Origin of the sequence: Streptomyces sp. CB01881 (genome assembly GCF_002953255.1) — a bacterium.
Lineage (GTDB): Bacteria > Actinomycetota > Actinomycetes > Streptomycetales > Streptomycetaceae > Kitasatospora.
This window is the reverse complement of the sequence record NZ_CP026498.1, coordinates 1,911,460-1,925,799: the sequence shown is the minus strand read 5'-3', so window position 1 is coordinate 1,925,799 and position 14,340 is coordinate 1,911,460. Positions and strand designations below refer to the sequence as shown.

Sequence of the window (14,340 nt, the reverse complement as noted above, 5' to 3'; positions counted from 1 at the left end):
TCCAGCCTTTCCCATCCCCCAGCGTTCCCCGGACGCCCTCCCGTACCTGGAGCACACCCGTGACCGACCTGACCTTCCCGCTCTCCCGCAGAGGCGACGTCCTGCCCGAGGAGGCGAGGCGGCTGCGCGAGGAGCAGCCCGTCGCCCGGGTCCGCACCATGACAGGCGACCCCGCGTGGCTGGTCAGCAGCTACGAACTGGCCAAGCAGGTGCTGGAGGACGAGCGGTTCAGCCTCAAGGACACCGCGAACCCGGGCGTCCCGCGCCAGTACGCGCTGACCATCCCGCCCGAGGTGGTCAACAACATGGGCAACGTCAACAGCGCCGGTCTGCGCAACGCCGTCATGAAGACCCTCTCGCCGCGCGCCGACAAGGAGTTGGACGGCTGGCTGCAGGCGGAGGCGCACCGGCTCATCGACACGCTGGTCGACCGGGGCGCCCCCGGCGAGCTGCGCGACGGCTTCACGGACCCCTACTCCGCCGCCCTGCACTGCCGGCTGCTCGGCATCCCCGCCGACGACTGGCGGCGGCTGATGGCCGGCATCGACGTCGCCTTCCTCACCAGCCCGGTGCCGTTCGAGGGCGCGGCGTCCAACTGGTACAAGGACCTCGGCTACATGCTCGACCGGCTCAACGCCGACCCCGAGCCCAAGGACGGCCTCCTCGGCCGGTTCGCCGAACTGCGCCGCTCGCCCGACGTCTCGGACCGGGTCGGTGACGAGTTGCTGGCGACCGTGGCACTGTCGCTGTTCGGCGCGGGCGCCGTCTCCACCTCCTCTTTCCTGCTGCACGCGATCGTCTACCTGGCCCGGCAGCCCGAACTGGCCGAGCGGCTGCGGCGGGAGCCCGCGCTGATCGGCCGCGCGGTGGACGAGCTGCTGAGGGTCAACCTGTCGATCGGCGACGCACTGCCGCGGATCGCACTGGCGGACGTGCGGCTCGGCGAGGTGGAGGTGAAGGAGGGCGAGCTGGTCCTCGTCCTGATCGAGGGCGCCAACTACGACCCGGCGGTCTTCCCGGACCCGGAGAGGATCGACTTCGACCGGACGAGCAACCCGCACCTGGCCTTCGGTGGCGGGCGCCACTTCTGCCCGGCCTCGGCGCTCGGCCGCACGCACGCCGAGATCGCGGTCGCGGCGCTGGTCGAGCGGCTGCCGGGCCTGCGGCTGGCCCTGCCGGTCGAGCAGCTGGCCTGGCGGCCCGGGTTCATCAAGCGCCTGCCGGAGCGGCTGCCCGTCCTCTGGTGAGGCCGGCGGCCCAGTGACGGCCGGCCGGCCGTCGGGGCGGGCCGGGCCGGGGCGGTCGCTGGGGCCTACCGGCCGATCAGGATGTCGCGGGTGCGCTCCCAGGCCTCCGGGTCGGCGGCGACCAGCAGGCCGTCCTGGCCGCCCGGCGCCTCCGGCCGGTAGCGGCTGCCGTCCAGGCGGGCGGAGAGGCCGCCGGCCTCGTTGATCAGCAGCGAGCCGGGGGCGTGGTCCCAGGGCAGGGTGCGCCAGTAGAGGATGAAGTCGAGGGCGCCCTCGGCGATGTCCGGGTACTCGATCCCGGCCGCGTGCCGGCCCTCGGAGATCTCGCCGAACGCGGCGGCGTTGGCCTCCAGCGTCCGGCGCCGGTCCGGGCTCAGGAAGCGGCTCTTGACGGAACCGCGCCAGTCGGCGGGATCGCCGGGTGCGGGCGTCCGGGTGAGGCGGTGGCCGTTGCGCCAGGCGCCTGATCCCAGCTCGGCGGTGTAGGAGGTGGCGGTCTCGGGCTGCCAGATCCACGCGGCGACGGTCTCCCCGGAGCGCACCAGTGAGGCCATCACGGCGTACTCGGGGCGGCCGGCGATGAAGTTGGCCGTGCCGTCCACCGGGTCGACCAGCCAGACGGCCGGCTCGGAGTGCAGTGCACGGGCGAGTCCGGGGTCCGCGGCGACGGCCTCCTCGCCGACGACCGGGACGGGCAGGAGCTCGCGCAGCCGTCGTTCGATGATCACCTCGGCCTCGCGGTCGGCGATGGTGACCACCTCGCCGGGGGCCTTCTCCATCACCTCGCCGGCGGCCAGCGCCCGGAACCGCGGCTCCACCACCTCGGCCGACGCCTCGGCGAGGATCTCCGCCACCCTGTCCATCAGCACGTCCGCGCTCCCTTCGCTGGCTACCACTCTCGCACGCCTGTGCGGTGCTGACCTGCGGCAGCCCCCTCGGACGGGGGAGTGGCGGCTGACGGCCCGGGGCTGCGGACCTTCGGCTGACAGATTCCGAAATCTGTCAGCCGAAGGCCCACGGCCGCCGGCCGCGAAGGCCCGCCAGGCCCGCCAGGGCCGCCAGGGCCGTCATGGCCGTCATGGCCCGGCTCTCACCCGCCCAGGTAGTGGAACCCCGGCCGGGGGTGCATCAGGAAGTCGTGGTGCGAGATGTTCCACCCGTACGCGCCCGCCATCGCGAAGAGCACCCGGTCCGCCGTCCGGAGGCCGTCCGCGGCCGGCGCGGCCCGGGCGAGGACGTCCTTCGGCGTGCAGAGCTGGCCGGCCAGGGTGGCACGGCCGGTGGTGACCGCCGGCCGCGCCCAGGGGTGCGGCCAGGCGTCGACCGGCAGTACGGCGAAGGGCTGGTCGTGGCCCCGGGTGGCCGGGGTGCGCAGGTGGTGGGTGCCGCCGCGGACCACCGCGAAGTCCTCGCCGTGGCTCTGTTTCACGTCCAGCACCTCGGTGGCGTACCAGCCGCAGTAGGCGGTCAGGGCGCGGCCCGGCTCGATCCGCAGGGTCAGCCCGGGGTGCCGGTCGAGCAGCCCGGCCAGGCCCGCGCCGAAGGCCGCCCAGTCGAAGCGCGCCTGCGGGTCGGCGTAGTCGACGGCCATGCCGCCGCCCACGTTGACCTCGTCCAGCCTGAACGCGTGCCGCTGCGCCAGCCGGGCCGCCCAGCCGACGACCTGTTCCGCGACGGCCAGTTGCCCGGCCGCCGCCAGCCCGCTCGCCAGGTGGGCGTGCACGCCGCGCAGCCGCAGCCGCCGGTGGAGCGGGGCGAACGGGCCGAGCGGATCGGTCAGCAGACGGGCGCACGCCTCGGCGCGGTCCGGGTCGAGGCCGAACGGGGTCGGGCGGCCGCCCATGGCGAGCGCCACCGTGTCCAGTGTGCCCGGGCCCACCGGCAGGTTGACCCGGAGCAGCACGTCCACGCAGGCCTGCGGCCGGTCGTCGGCCAGGACGGCGGCGAGCCGGTGCAGCTCCTGCTCGCTCTCGACGTGCCAGCGGCGCACCCCGGCGTCGACGGCGGCCACGATCTCGGCGGGCGTCTTGCCCGGCCCGCCGAAGGCCAGCGGCGCCCCCGGCACGGCCTGCCGGACGTGCGCCAACTCGCCCCCGCTGGAGACCTCGTAGCCGTCGACCGCGTCACGAAGGGCGGTCAGCAGCGGCGCGTCGGGGTTGGCCTTGGCGGCGTAGTAGAGCTCGACGCGTGCGGGCAGTGCGGCCCTGACGGCGGCGGCGTGCGAGCGCAGCGCCGCGAGGTCGTGGACGAAGGCGGGCAGCGCCTCCGGCGCCAGCCCGGCGACGTGCCGGCGGACGGCCTCGGTCATCGACTGCTCCACTTCATCGGCTGTTCCAGGTCATCGGACACTCCAAGTCGTCGGACACACGGGTCCGTTGGCCGCCGAGGGCCGGCGTTGCATTCCGGCGGAGGCGGGGCCGGCTCACCGGGCGCTCCGGGCCGGCGTCCGCGCGCCCTGCGGCGGCAGGTGCGCGGCCTCCGCGAGGACGGTGCGGGCGAGCGGGGACGGCAGCCGGACGTAGCCGGCCTCGCGGTCGGGGCGGCGCTCCCAGCGGGTCAGCAGGTTGGCCTTGGCGGGCAGCGGCACCCCGGCGAGCAGGGCGCGCAGCCGGGGCGGACGGCCGTGGGCGGCGGCGTACTCCTCCAGGACGCGCCGGACGGCCTCCCAGAGCGCGCCCTCCGCCTCCGGGTGGCGGTCGGCGAGGGCGGCCAGCAGCTCGGCGACGTGGTTGACCAGCAGGCAGTAGACCACCCGGTCCCAGCCGCGTTCGGCGTCGTAGGCCATCGGGCCGGCCACCTCGGGCGGCAGGGCGGCGAGCAGAGCGGCGTTGCGGTCGGGGACGAGCTTGGTCCCCTCCAGGTCGCGGAAGAGCACCTGGGCGGGCCGGCCGGCCGCGTCCACGCCGATCAGCACGTTCTGCAGGTGCGGTTCGAGGACCACGCCGTGGTCGAAGTAGGCCGCGAGCACCGGCGGAACGAGCAGGCGCAGGTAGGCCGTCCACCAGGCCAGGGCCTCCTGCACGCCCGCCTCCGGCCCGAGCAGCGCCGAGACGTGCGCCGAGCTGGTCGGGTGCTCGTCGGCGACGGCCGCGGCCAGCAGCGGCGTGACGCCGGGGTGCAGCGCGTCCGCGAAGCCCTCGCGGACGATCAGGCCGAACCCCTCGTAGAGCGAGCGGTCCGGGCGGCCGTCCGCGCCGGGCAGGGAAAGTGTGCGGAAGGCGGGCTCGCGCAGCATCGCGGCGCCGGGGAACCGCTCGGCGAGGTCGGCGAGTACGGGGCCGAGCAGGCGGGTCAGGGCCACGGCGCCGGTCAGCTCGTAGGCGGCGTTCTTGCGCAGGCAGTTGGTGATCCGCACATTGAGGCTGAACTTCAGGAACGCGCCCGTGCCGTACAGGGTGCGGACCGAGGCGGTGGCGGTGAACGGTTCGCCGCCGGGGCCGAGGTCCAGGACGTCCCCGCTCTCCAGGGCGCCGCGCAACAGCGGGTGTCCGGCCACGAGTTGGTACTGCCAGGGGTGGGCGGGCAGCAGCCGGTAGCCGGCCGGCGCCTCGCGCAGTCCGTCCAGCAGGGCGGTCGCCGCCGGGTCCGCCGAGGACTCGGCGACCAGCTCCTCGCGGACGGCCAGGTGGTGCAGCCGGAACGCCGCCCGGGACTCGGGCGCGTACGACCGCCAGTCGCCGCGTTCGGCGGAGCGGGACTTGGGCGCGGGGTGGAACCGGTGGCCGAGGAGCAGGGCCTGCTCGGACTCCAGGTAGCGGTCCGTGCCGGGCGCCGGGCGGTCCTCCATCCCCGAGCGGACCACGTCGTGACTGGACGTCAGCTGCTCCAGGAACTCCTCGTTGACCGATCCGGTGCGCAGCTCCAGCTCGTCCCGGACGTACCCGGCCAGCACGTGCCAGTCCACCTCGGACCAGCCGCCGGGCCGTTCCTCCTCGGCCGGGCCGGTGAAGCGGTGGGCGCCGAGCAGCGAGGTGCGGCGCAGCGCGATCCGGAGCAGGACGCCGCGCCGGGGCAGGCGGAGCAGCAGGCGGCCGTCGGCGACGGCGGTCTGGTGCTCGGGCGCGGAGACCTCGCGCAGCAGGCAGTTGAGTAGGGTGTGGGCCACCGCGTGGTCGGCGGTGGGTAGTTCGTGGGTCATCGGCGACTCCAACGCTTGCGGGACGGGACGGCGAGTGCGGCGGCCGCGACGGCGGCCGGCAGTGCGGCGGCGGTGCCCGCCAGCACGGGGGAGGCGGCGCCGAACCGGCCGTCGGCCAGCGCCGCGACGGCGCCGGCGGCCACGGCGCCGCCCTTGGAGACGAATTCGAGGGTGCCGAACATCCGGCCCGGCGCCCGGCCCCGGGCGGCCTCGGCGGCCAGCACCGACAGGCAGACCAGGCCGAGCGCGGCGAAGGAGGCGACGAAGTAGCAGGCGGCCACCGCGTGCACCTGGCGCCGGCCGGTTCTCCGCGGGTCGCTGGTGCCGCTGCCGGAGTGCTGCGCGAGCGCGTCGACGGTCACCGGGCGCCCGGGGAGGCGGCCGGCCGGCCGTTCGCCGGTGGCGGGGACGCCTGCGGCAGCAGGTAGTTGGGGCCGTCGGTGTAGTGCTTGTTGATGTCGGCGGCGCCCGAGCGCTGCTTGGTCAGCAGGGTGCCGGCCGTGACCATCGCCTTGACCGGCAGTCGTTCGGCGTCGAGCAGGGCGGCGCGAAGGGGTTCGCCGGCCGGTCCGATCCGGTCGACCGACTCGGCCAGCCGCGTGCGCAGCAGGGTCAGCAGGTCGTCGAGTCCGGCGCGGCCGTGGGCGGCGAGGCCGAACGCCAGGGCGCCGGTGCAGAGATGGCCGGTGATGGTGGTGAACAGGTCGGTCAGCGGCCGGTCGTCGTCGCAGAAGATCCGGGCGTCGTCGAACTCGTCGCGTGCGGGGGCGAGTTCGCCGAGGGTGGTGGCGAGCCGGGTGGTGTGGACGCGCGGCCCGTCGTCGTCCTTGTAGAGCAGGCGCAGTCCGCCGTCCTCGTCCAGCACCAGCGAGGTGTTCTGCTGGTGGGACTCCAGCGCGATGCCGTAGCCGAAGAGGGTGGTCTGCCAGTCGAGCAGCAGCTCCAGCAGGGCGTCGAAGAGGGCGACGGGGTCGCCGCCGTGGAAGCGGTCGGCGAGGTGGTCGATCACCAGCCGCCCGCCGGGGGCCGGGGCGAGCAGGGCGGCCAGCGGCACGGTGACGGACCTGTCGAGCCCGGAGGGGTGGCGGCGCAGCAGAACGGCCAGCAGCTCGTGGCCGGCGTGTGCCCAGCTCTGTTCGTCGGCGTGCAGGATCCGGCCGGCGAAGCGTGGTTCGCGCTCCAGCACGGCTTCGACCAGCCGCTGGCCGGCGGCGCCGTCGAGCAGTGTGCCGGGCTTGATCGTGCGGCGGTTGAGCCGGCCCAGGGTGGCGGTGGCGAGCGGGAGTTTGAGGTGGTGCACGGGGTCCTCGGCGACGGCGACGGTCCGCATCGAGAGGGTGGGCAGCACGGTCAGGTACGGCCGTCCGGCGAGGACGGCTCGCCCCTCCAGGCCGCTCGCGCGCAGGGCCTCGGTGAGCGGTTCGCCGATGGTCAGCGGGTGGACCGGCAGGGTGGCCCAGGCGCCGTCGCCGCCCGGCAGGTCGAGGCCGAGCCAGCTCGGGGTGGGCCACCAGCTGGGCAGCGGCCGGTCGCCGTGCGTGCTGAGCCGGTCGGCCGGGACGGCGAGCCAGCGCAGTTCGAAGGCCGGGTGGAACTCGGGCGCGTAGGAGCACAGTTGCGGTTCGGTGAGGCCGGAACGGCCGCGCGCGGTGGGGTAGACCGGGTGGTCGAGGTGGGCGGCGAGGGTGTCGTGGCCGAGGGCGGCCGCAGGGCCCGCCCAGTACGCCGGATCGGCGCCGTACAGGTCGGTGAGCGCGGTGTGTACCTCGCCCCGGACGCGTTCGTGCAGCTCCATGGTGGCGAGGGTCTGCCGGCACTCCTCGGCGAAGGCCGCCCAGCCGGGCCGGTCCGCGGGCTCGGCGCGGCCGGCCAGGGCGGCCACGGCCTGTTCCGGGTCGGTGAGCCCGGTGCCGTCGGCCTCCAGCAGCGGCAGCCTGGCCGCGTACTCGCTCTGGAAGCCGTCGGCGGTGACGGGCAGCGCGACCCCGGCGTCGGCGAGGACGAGCCAGGGGCCGTCCGCGCGTTCCTCGACGGCGCCGCGGGTGCGCAGCCCGAGGACGTCCTCGCGCACCAGGGCGGAGAGGACGCGCAGGGTCAGCGCGTCGGCGGGGGGTACGGGGGCGGCGTTCACGGCGTGATCTCCCAGCGGTTGGCCGCGACGAAGCGGGCGACGGCGGCGTCCACGGCGGCCTGCTCGGGCCCGACGGCCCAGATCACGCCCAGGTAGTCCCGGTTGGTGCGGTAGTGCTCGTGCCGTTCGCCGAGCGGGCGCAGCGGCCGGTAGGCGAGCCGCACGCCGTCGCGTTCCTCGTCGTACGGTCCGGGCGCGGCGGTGAGGGTGCCGGCCCGGTCGGCGCAGACCGGCTCGTTGCGGGCGCGCAGCGGCGCGGCGGCGCACCGCTCGCCGAGGTCGGCGGGGAGTTCGCGGCCGAGGTGGACGGAGAGGATGTGCTCGAAGAGCGCAATGCCGAGGATCTCGGCGAGCATCAGGTCGCACTGGTCGCCGATGGCGCGGTAGTTGACCTCGATGATCCGGGCCCGGCCGTCCGGCTGGACGACGAACTCGGTGTGGCAGGCGCCGAGGCCGACGCCGGTCGCGTCGAGCTGGGCGAGGACCTGCGCCACCACCGCGGCCGGGTGGGCGGGGACGAACTCCAGCATCTCCTCGATGAAGTGCGGCGGTGGGGAGAGCCTGGTCCGGAAGCCGCCGAGGACGTGGCGCCGCCGCCCGTCGCCGAGCGTCTCCAGGGTGCACAACGGCCCGTCCAGGAACTCCTCGACGACCAGGGCGGCTCCGGGCCGGCGGTGCTGGATCTCCTTGCAGCGCTGCTCCAGTTCGGCCGCGTCGGCGGCCAGCGAGACGTCCTCGCTGGCGACGCCCTCGCGCGGTTTCACCACGACCGGGAACGGCAGGCCCGACTCCCGCAGTACGGAGGGGTCCTGGCCGGGACCGAGCTCGGCCGAGCGGACGGCGTCGGCGCCCGCCGAGGCCAGGTGGCGGCGGAGCTCGCCCTTGTTCTTGGCCCGCAGGGTGGCCTTCCAGTCCTTGGCCGGCAGCCCGAAGTACTCGGCGGCCAGGGCGGTCTGGGTCTGCAGGTGGTCACTGTTGCTGAAGAGCGCGAAGCCGGCGGTTCGCGCAGCCGCCTGCGCCGTCGCGGCGTCGCGCTCCCGGTGCCGGGACACGACTCCGATCACCTCGCGGAAGTCGTGCACCTCGCACTCCACCACCTGAGGGGCGAAGTCCAGTCCGGCGTAGGCGCGTCGGTGCGGTTCGGCGTGGTCGGTGAGCACGGTGACGTCGAGCCCGAGCCGGGCGGCGGCCGGCAGGAACCCCTGGGTGACCGAGTCGGTGGGGTTGAGGGCGAGCAGGTAGAGCCGCATGTCGGCGCTGGTCCTCTCCGTGTGGTGGGGGAGTTCCGCGTGGGTGTGTGCGGGACGGGCCGGGGCGGTCCCGTCCCGCACACACCCACGCGGGCGGCCGCTACTTGGGCGCGTCGACGCCGGCGGCCTTGGCGATGTCGCCGAGCATGGCGTCGGCGGCCTGGACGCCGGTGCCGGACATCCAGGTCTCGTCCGGCACATTGAACACCTTGCTGTTCCTGACGGCGTTCAGGCCCTGCCGGACCGGGGTGCCCTGGACCTCGCTCCGCTTGGTCCTGGTCGGGTCGTCGGCGACGGTGACGAAGACCAGGCCGGCGTCGGCCTGGTCGATCTGCTCGGCGCTGACCTCCAGCATCGACTTGTCGACGTCCTGCGAGGCCGGGCGGCCCAGGCCGACGTCCTTCAGCACGACACCGCTGAAGGACTGCTTCTGGTAGAGCCGGGTCGGGCCGGCCACGAAGCGGACCACCGACGCGGTCGGCGCGGTGCCGCCGGACTTGGCCCTGATCGCCTCGCCGAGCTTCGCGGCGTGGGCCGCGTGGTCAGCCGGCGCCTTCTTGGCCTCGGCCTCCTTGCCGAGCGCCTGCGCGTAGAGGGCGGGGTTCTCCTTCCAGGGGAACCCGGTGGTCTCGGCGAGGACGGTCGGCGCGATGGCGTTGGTGCGACGCAGAGCAGGAGCACGCCGACTCCGGCGGCCGGCAGTAGGGGCCGCCGCGCCACGGAGGGCGGGGGCGCCGCCGGGGCCGGGGCGGCCGGCGGATCGGTTGTCAGCACGAGGCGAGATAGTAGGTTAGGCAACCCTAAATTTGTCAAGCCTTGCCCCTTCTGTCCCGGCTCGGCCCGGACCGTCCCCACCTGGGCGTTGTCCGCGTCCGGACCGACTGTGCCCGGGCGTTGGCCGCGTCCGGAGCGACTGCGCCCGGGCGTCGCCCGCGTGCGAACCGACCGCTGAGTGCCTATAAGGTGAGCCTCACCTAATTCGAGCTCGGGAGTGCCGATGATCTCGGGAACCGCCACACCCATGCCCGCCGCGCGCCGGGACGCCTCCCCCCTCCATGCGGACTACCGGCTGCTGTCGGAGCTCTGTCCCGTCCTCCGGCTCGCCCTGCTCGCGGACGGCGAGCCGTCCCCGTCGCGCGCCCAGGGCTGGTACTCCGCCGCCGAGTTGGCCGCCGACCCGGCGGCCCTGGAGGCGGCGCTGGTCGGCGAGGCCGCCCGGATCGCCCCGGTCGCCGCCGAACACGGCACCGCCCCGCGCCCGCACGTCGCCGCCTCCCGGCTGCTGCACCACTACCTCTGGTCGGTGTCCGTCCTGATCGCCGGCCCCTGGCACCTCGCCCGCCGGGTCCCCGTGATCGATGCGGCGGACCTCTGGCTGCACGCCCCCACCGGCGACCTCGCGCTCCGCCCGCGGGCCCACGTGAGCCTTCCCGGCGACGACGAGCTCCGCGCCGAGCTGCGCGCCGCGGTCGTGGCGCACGTCGAGCCGCTGCTCGCCGCGTTCGCCGGGCCCACCCGGCGCGGCACCCGGGCGCTCTGGGGCATGGTCACGGACGATCTGGCCTCCGCGGTCTGGTACCTCGGCCGGATGCTCGACGAGCGCTCCGGCGGATCGTCACAGCCCGACGGATCGTCGCTGCCCGCCGGGGCGGCCGAGCCGGCCGGGGTGGCCGGGGCCGTCGCCGCCGCCGAGGCCGTTCTGCCCGGCGGGACCGAACCCCTCGTCGGCGCCGCCGCCTTCCGGACCCTGCACGGCGCGGACGGCCGCAGCCACCCCACCCGGACCCGCCTCGGCTGCTGCCTCTACTACGCGATCCGCCCGGACTCCGCCTGCATCACCTGCCCCCGGACGCCCGACGAGGAGCGCCTGCGGCGGCTCTGACGCCCGCTCGGGTGCTCACCGGTACGCTCGCCACATGATCGACTCCACTACGCACGTCCGCGTCGCCCGCCCCTCCCGGGACCTCGCCGCCGCCGAGCGCTTCTACGTCGACGGCCTCGGCCTCTCCGTTCTCTGGCGCTCCGCCGAGCGCGTCCCCGCCGAGCACGACCTCGTCATGGTCGGTATCCCCGGCGGCAGTTGGCACTTCGAGCTGACCCGCGACCCCGAGCACCCCCTCGACCCGACCCCGACCGTCGACGACCTCTTCGTCCTCTACCTGGGCGCGCCCGTGAACGAGGCCCTGGTCGCCCGCCTGGAGGCCGCCGGCGGCACCCGCGTGACCGCCCACAACCCGTACTGGGACGAGTTCGGCGTCACCGTCGCCGACCCGGACGGCTACCGCCTGGTGCTCTGCACCCGGACCTGGACGTCCTGACCGCCCGGTCGTTCCGCCAACGCCACCCGGGCCCGCGCGGCCGGGATCACCGTTCCGGTGCTCGCGATCAACGGAGCCCTCGACGGTGCGGACCACCCGACCACACCCGCCCGTCGTGGCGGGGGAGGGCCGCCGGGCGGGGGCTTCACCGGTCCGCGGCGAGGCGTTGTCACCCGCCCGTGCCAGACTGCCGCCATGTCCCTCGCCGACCTCAGCCTCGACCGGTGGCGTTCCTACGACCTCCCCGCCGCCCACGCCACCGCCCGGGCGGTGGCGGACGCCGTGGGCGGCCGGGTCATCGCCGTGGAGGCCGTCGACCACCTCGGCGCGCGGCTGCACCGCGTCCGATTGGACCGCGGCGGCCAGGAGTTCGCGCTGGTACCGGGCGGGCGGCTGGTGCTCGGCTTCGACCTGGAGGCCTGGCAGCCCACGCCCGAGCAGGCCGCCGACTACGCGGAGAGCGAGGCCGAGGGCTTCGGTCTCGGCCCCGACCTGCGCGCCCACCTCGCCCAAGTGCTGAGCCCGCGCCGCACCGTGACCCTCCCGACCGTGTTGATGGCCGTGCAGGACGAGGAGCTGACCGAGCCGCCCGCCGACATGCCGGCCGTCCTCGCCGCCCGTGGCCTGCGGCTGCCGAGCGCGGACGAGTGGGAGCACGCCTGCGGCGCCGGCGCCGGCACCCTCTTCCGCTGGGGCGACGAGTGCCCGCTCGACCGCATCCCGTACGGGGACGCCGACGGGCCGCACCGGCAGCCGAACGCCTTCGGTCTGCGCATCGCCTACGACACCTACCGCACCGAGCTGAGCAGTGACGTGACGGCGGTCCACGGCGGCGACGGCGGCGAGTCGGTCTGCGGCGGCTACGGCCGCCTGCTGGCCTGGCTCCCGCTGGCCACCGCCAACCGCAACCCGTACACGGCCGAGCTCTTCCACGGCCCGGAGGGGGAGGGCCTGTTCCAGGACCTCTCCGTCCGCCCGGTGCTGGCACTGTGACGATCGGCGGGCGGTTCGGCCCCCGGGGCCCGACGCCCGGTCAGCCGGAGAGCGTCCGCCCGTAGGCGAGCAGCAGCAGTTCCTGCGCCGGCCGGGCCACCGTGCGGCCGCCGCTATCACCGGCGTAGGACCAGTCGAGGTCGGTGGCGCGCAGCCCGGCACCGTCCAGCCGCGCGCCGAAGAACCGGAGGCTGCGAGGGGTGACGGCGTCCAGGAGGAGGCGCAGGCGGTCGGCGGGTACCCGGCGGTCCAGGCCGAGCGGGACGGTGATGTCCAGGCCGTGGACGACGTCGTGCCCGAGTGCGGCGGTGAACCCGCCGACCGGCGGCGTCCACGGGTGGTCGGCGTTCTCCCGCAGGGCGTCGGCGAGTTCGCGTGGTCCGAGGGCCGCGGCGTCACGCCGGGCGGTGCGGTCCGTCATCCGGTGCAGGCTGCCGCGTGCGCGGGCGAGTTCGAGCGCGGTGCGGGGCAGCGAGTGGCGGAACCCCGTGCTCATGTGCGCGGCCACCTCGCGCACGCGCCAGCCGGCGCAGAGCGAGGGGGCGTCCCACTGGGCGTCGGTGAGGCCGTCGAGGACGTCGGCCAGCTCGCGACGCTCTGCGGCGATGGCGGCCCGGACGGTCGATGCGGTGCTGCTTCCCATGATCGTCAGCCTGCCCGGGCCGGCGTCATAAGTCCAAGAGCTGGTTGTTCTGATCACTAGAATCGGTGGTTATGGAGCTTCGCCAGTTGCAGTACCTGGCCGCCGTGGTCGAGGAGGCCAACTTCACCCGGGCCGCGGCGCGCCTGCACCTCGCCCAGCCGGGAGTGAGTGCCCAGATCCTCCAGCTGGAACGCGAGTTGGGCCATCGGCTGCTCGACCGCTCGGGCCGGACGGTGACCACGACCGAGCTCGGCGAGGCCGTCCTCCCGTACGTCCGGGCGGCCCTCGCGGCGGTCGAGGGAATCCGGCAGACCGCCGACGAGTACGCGGGACTGGTGCGCGGGCAGGTGGCGATCGGGCTGGTGTCGGGCGCGGCGACGGAGGAGTTCGCGGTCGCCGAACTGCTCGCGGGCTTCCACCGCGACCACCCCGGCGTCGAGATCTCGCTGAGCGAGTCCGGCTCCGAGCAGATGCTCGCCGCCCTGCGCCGCGGGGAGCTGGACATCGCGATCGTCGGGGTGGCGGAGCAGGAGCCCCCGCCGGGCATCGCCTTCCAGGTGGTGGTGGACACCCCGCTGGTGGCCGCCACCACCGTCGGCGACCCCTTCCTCGCCGCCGACCCCCTTCCGGTCGCCGCCCTCGCCGACCGTCCCCTGATCAGCCTCCCGCGCGGCACCGGTCTGCGCGCCACCCTCGAACACGCCTGCGCGCGGGCCGGTGTCCGGCCGCGCATCGCCTTCGAGGCCTCCTCGCCGCCGCTGCTGGCCCAACTCGCCGCCCGGGGACTGGGCGTGGCCGTCCTTCCGGAGGTCCCCTCCGAGTACGCCGCCGTCCTCGGCCTCGGCACCCGGCGGCTCGCCGACCCCGAGGCCCGTGGCCGCATCGCCCTCGCCTGGCAGGCGGACGGCCCGCAGCGGCCGGCCGCGCGGGAACTGCTGGCCAGGCTGCGGAGCGCGTACCCGGCGGTGCGGCCGGGTTGACCGCCCGCCGACCCGGGCCCTCGCCGACCCGGGCCCCGCCGGCGCTCCCCGCGCGGGGCGGGCCCGTCCGGCCCGTGTGCGGCCCGTCCGGCCGGTTCCGGCGGGCCGAGGCCCGGGAGCGCGGGGAGGCGCGGTCAGCGCAGCGGCTTGGCCATCAGCAGCTCCCGGCCGGGCGCCGTCGGGCAGCGGCTCCGTGGCGACGAACCCGTGGCGACGGTAGAGCGCGACGGCGGCCTCGTTGCCCGGAACCACCGCGAGCTGCAACACCGCGGCGCCCGTCCGCCGCGCCCACCCCTCGACCGCCGCGACCAGCCGGTCCGCGACCCCGCGCCCCCGCACCTCGGGGCCGACCCAGACCGACCGCAGCTGCGGCACGCCGTCGGCCCCGGGCACGCCCCCGGCCAGGCCCGCCGGCCGGCCGTCCAGCAGGGCGACGACGTGGAACGCGCCGGGCATCGCCAGGCGCTCGCGCCACTGTCGCTCACCGCCGTGCTCCCAGTCCGCGAGCCGGGCCTTGAAGGCGTACGGCGCCTCGGCGAGGGCGGCGAGCCGGGCGTCCCGCCACAGCGGCCAGTCGTCGGTCGTGAGGACGCGGAGAACCACCATGCGGGCCAGTCTGGCGCAGGGACGCGGGCGCCGG

13 protein-coding genes and 1 pseudogene are annotated in these 14,340 nt (G+C 75.6%); 5 read left to right on the top strand and 9 right to left on the bottom strand.

What is annotated here, in order from left to right:
- Positions 1 to 59: 59 nt before the first annotated feature.
- Positions 60 to 1,247 carry a cytochrome P450 gene (locus tag C2142_RS08430; RefSeq protein ID WP_241002451.1) on the top strand — a complete coding sequence of 396 codons (1,188 nt, stop codon included), beginning with the start codon at positions 60 to 62 and terminating at the stop codon, positions 1,245 to 1,247.
- A 65-nt stretch (positions 1,248 to 1,312) separates the two neighbouring features.
- Here the strand turns inward: C2142_RS08430 and C2142_RS08425 are convergent, their stop codons facing one another.
- The 7 genes from C2142_RS08425 to C2142_RS08395 all read right to left on the bottom strand — a co-directional run bounded on the left by C2142_RS08425 (position 1,313) and on the right by C2142_RS08395 (position 9,436).
- Positions 1,313 to 2,110 carry an inositol monophosphatase family protein gene (locus C2142_RS08425; RefSeq protein WP_148642275.1) on the bottom strand — a complete coding sequence of 266 codons (798 nt, stop codon included), beginning with the start codon at positions 2,108 to 2,110 and terminating at the stop codon, positions 1,313 to 1,315.
- A gap of 227 nt (positions 2,111 to 2,337) precedes the next feature.
- On the bottom strand, positions 2,338 to 3,555 hold the full coding sequence (locus C2142_RS08420; protein ID WP_148641818.1) for a type III PLP-dependent enzyme: 1,218 nt from the start codon (positions 3,553 to 3,555) through the stop codon (positions 2,338 to 2,340).
- Positions 3,556 to 3,669: 114 nt separating this feature from the next.
- Entirely contained in the window at positions 3,670 to 5,385 is a 1,716-nt protein-coding gene (locus tag C2142_RS08415) for an IucA/IucC family protein (RefSeq protein WP_148641817.1), read from the bottom strand.
- Entirely contained in the window at positions 5,382 to 5,747 is a 366-nt protein-coding gene (locus C2142_RS39535; protein ID WP_241002450.1) for a hypothetical protein, read from the bottom strand. The genes C2142_RS08415 and C2142_RS39535 overlap by 4 nt, the downstream gene beginning before the upstream one ends.
- Positions 5,744 to 7,516, bottom strand: coding sequence for an IucA/IucC family protein (locus tag C2142_RS08405; protein ID WP_241002449.1), 1,773 nt, complete (start codon positions 7,514 to 7,516; stop codon positions 5,744 to 5,746). The genes C2142_RS39535 and C2142_RS08405 overlap by 4 nt, the downstream gene beginning before the upstream one ends.
- The gene (locus C2142_RS08400; protein ID WP_148641816.1) at positions 7,513 to 8,766 is read right to left on the bottom strand and encodes an ATP-grasp domain-containing protein; all 1,254 of its coding nucleotides are present in this window, start codon (positions 8,764 to 8,766) and stop codon (positions 7,513 to 7,515) included. Before C2142_RS08400 ends, C2142_RS08405 begins: the two co-directional genes overlap by 4 nt.
- 100 nt (positions 8,767 to 8,866) lie before the next feature.
- Positions 8,867 to 9,436, bottom strand: coding sequence for an ABC transporter substrate-binding protein (locus C2142_RS08395; RefSeq protein WP_277347326.1), 570 nt, complete (start codon positions 9,434 to 9,436; stop codon positions 8,867 to 8,869).
- A gap of 327 nt (positions 9,437 to 9,763) precedes the next feature.
- On the opposite strand from C2142_RS08395, the gene C2142_RS08390 reads away from it, so the two are divergent.
- The 3 genes from C2142_RS08390 to C2142_RS08380 all read left to right on the top strand — a co-directional run bounded on the left by C2142_RS08390 (position 9,764) and on the right by C2142_RS08380 (position 12,077).
- A complete protein-coding gene (locus C2142_RS08390; protein WP_148641814.1) occupies positions 9,764 to 10,648 on the top strand; it encodes a (2Fe-2S)-binding protein in 885 nt (294 codons plus the stop codon).
- A gap of 34 nt (positions 10,649 to 10,682) precedes the next feature.
- A complete protein-coding gene (locus C2142_RS08385) occupies positions 10,683 to 11,084 on the top strand; it encodes a VOC family protein (RefSeq protein ID WP_148641813.1) in 402 nt (133 codons plus the stop codon).
- A 195-nt stretch (positions 11,085 to 11,279) separates the two neighbouring features.
- Positions 11,280 to 12,077 (top strand): formylglycine-generating enzyme family protein, encoded by a 798-nt coding sequence (locus tag C2142_RS08380; RefSeq protein ID WP_148641812.1) that lies wholly within the window; start codon positions 11,280 to 11,282, stop codon positions 12,075 to 12,077.
- Between the two features lie 40 nt (positions 12,078 to 12,117).
- Here C2142_RS08380 and C2142_RS08375 read toward each other — a convergent pair whose 3' ends face one another.
- The gene (locus C2142_RS08375; protein ID WP_148641811.1) at positions 12,118 to 12,720 is read right to left on the bottom strand and encodes a maleylpyruvate isomerase family mycothiol-dependent enzyme; all 603 of its coding nucleotides are present in this window, start codon (positions 12,718 to 12,720) and stop codon (positions 12,118 to 12,120) included.
- 71 nt (positions 12,721 to 12,791) lie between these two features.
- Here C2142_RS08375 and C2142_RS08370 point away from each other — a divergent pair, with 71 nt between their 5' ends.
- Positions 12,792 to 13,700, top strand: coding sequence for a LysR family transcriptional regulator (locus C2142_RS08370; RefSeq protein WP_148641810.1), 909 nt, complete (start codon positions 12,792 to 12,794; stop codon positions 13,698 to 13,700).
- A 192-nt stretch (positions 13,701 to 13,892) separates the two neighbouring features.
- Here the strand turns inward: C2142_RS08370 and C2142_RS08365 are convergent.
- Positions 13,893 to 14,306: pseudogene (locus C2142_RS08365) on the bottom strand (GNAT family N-acetyltransferase); the annotation flags it as partial.
- Positions 14,307 to 14,340: the final 34 nt, after the last annotated feature.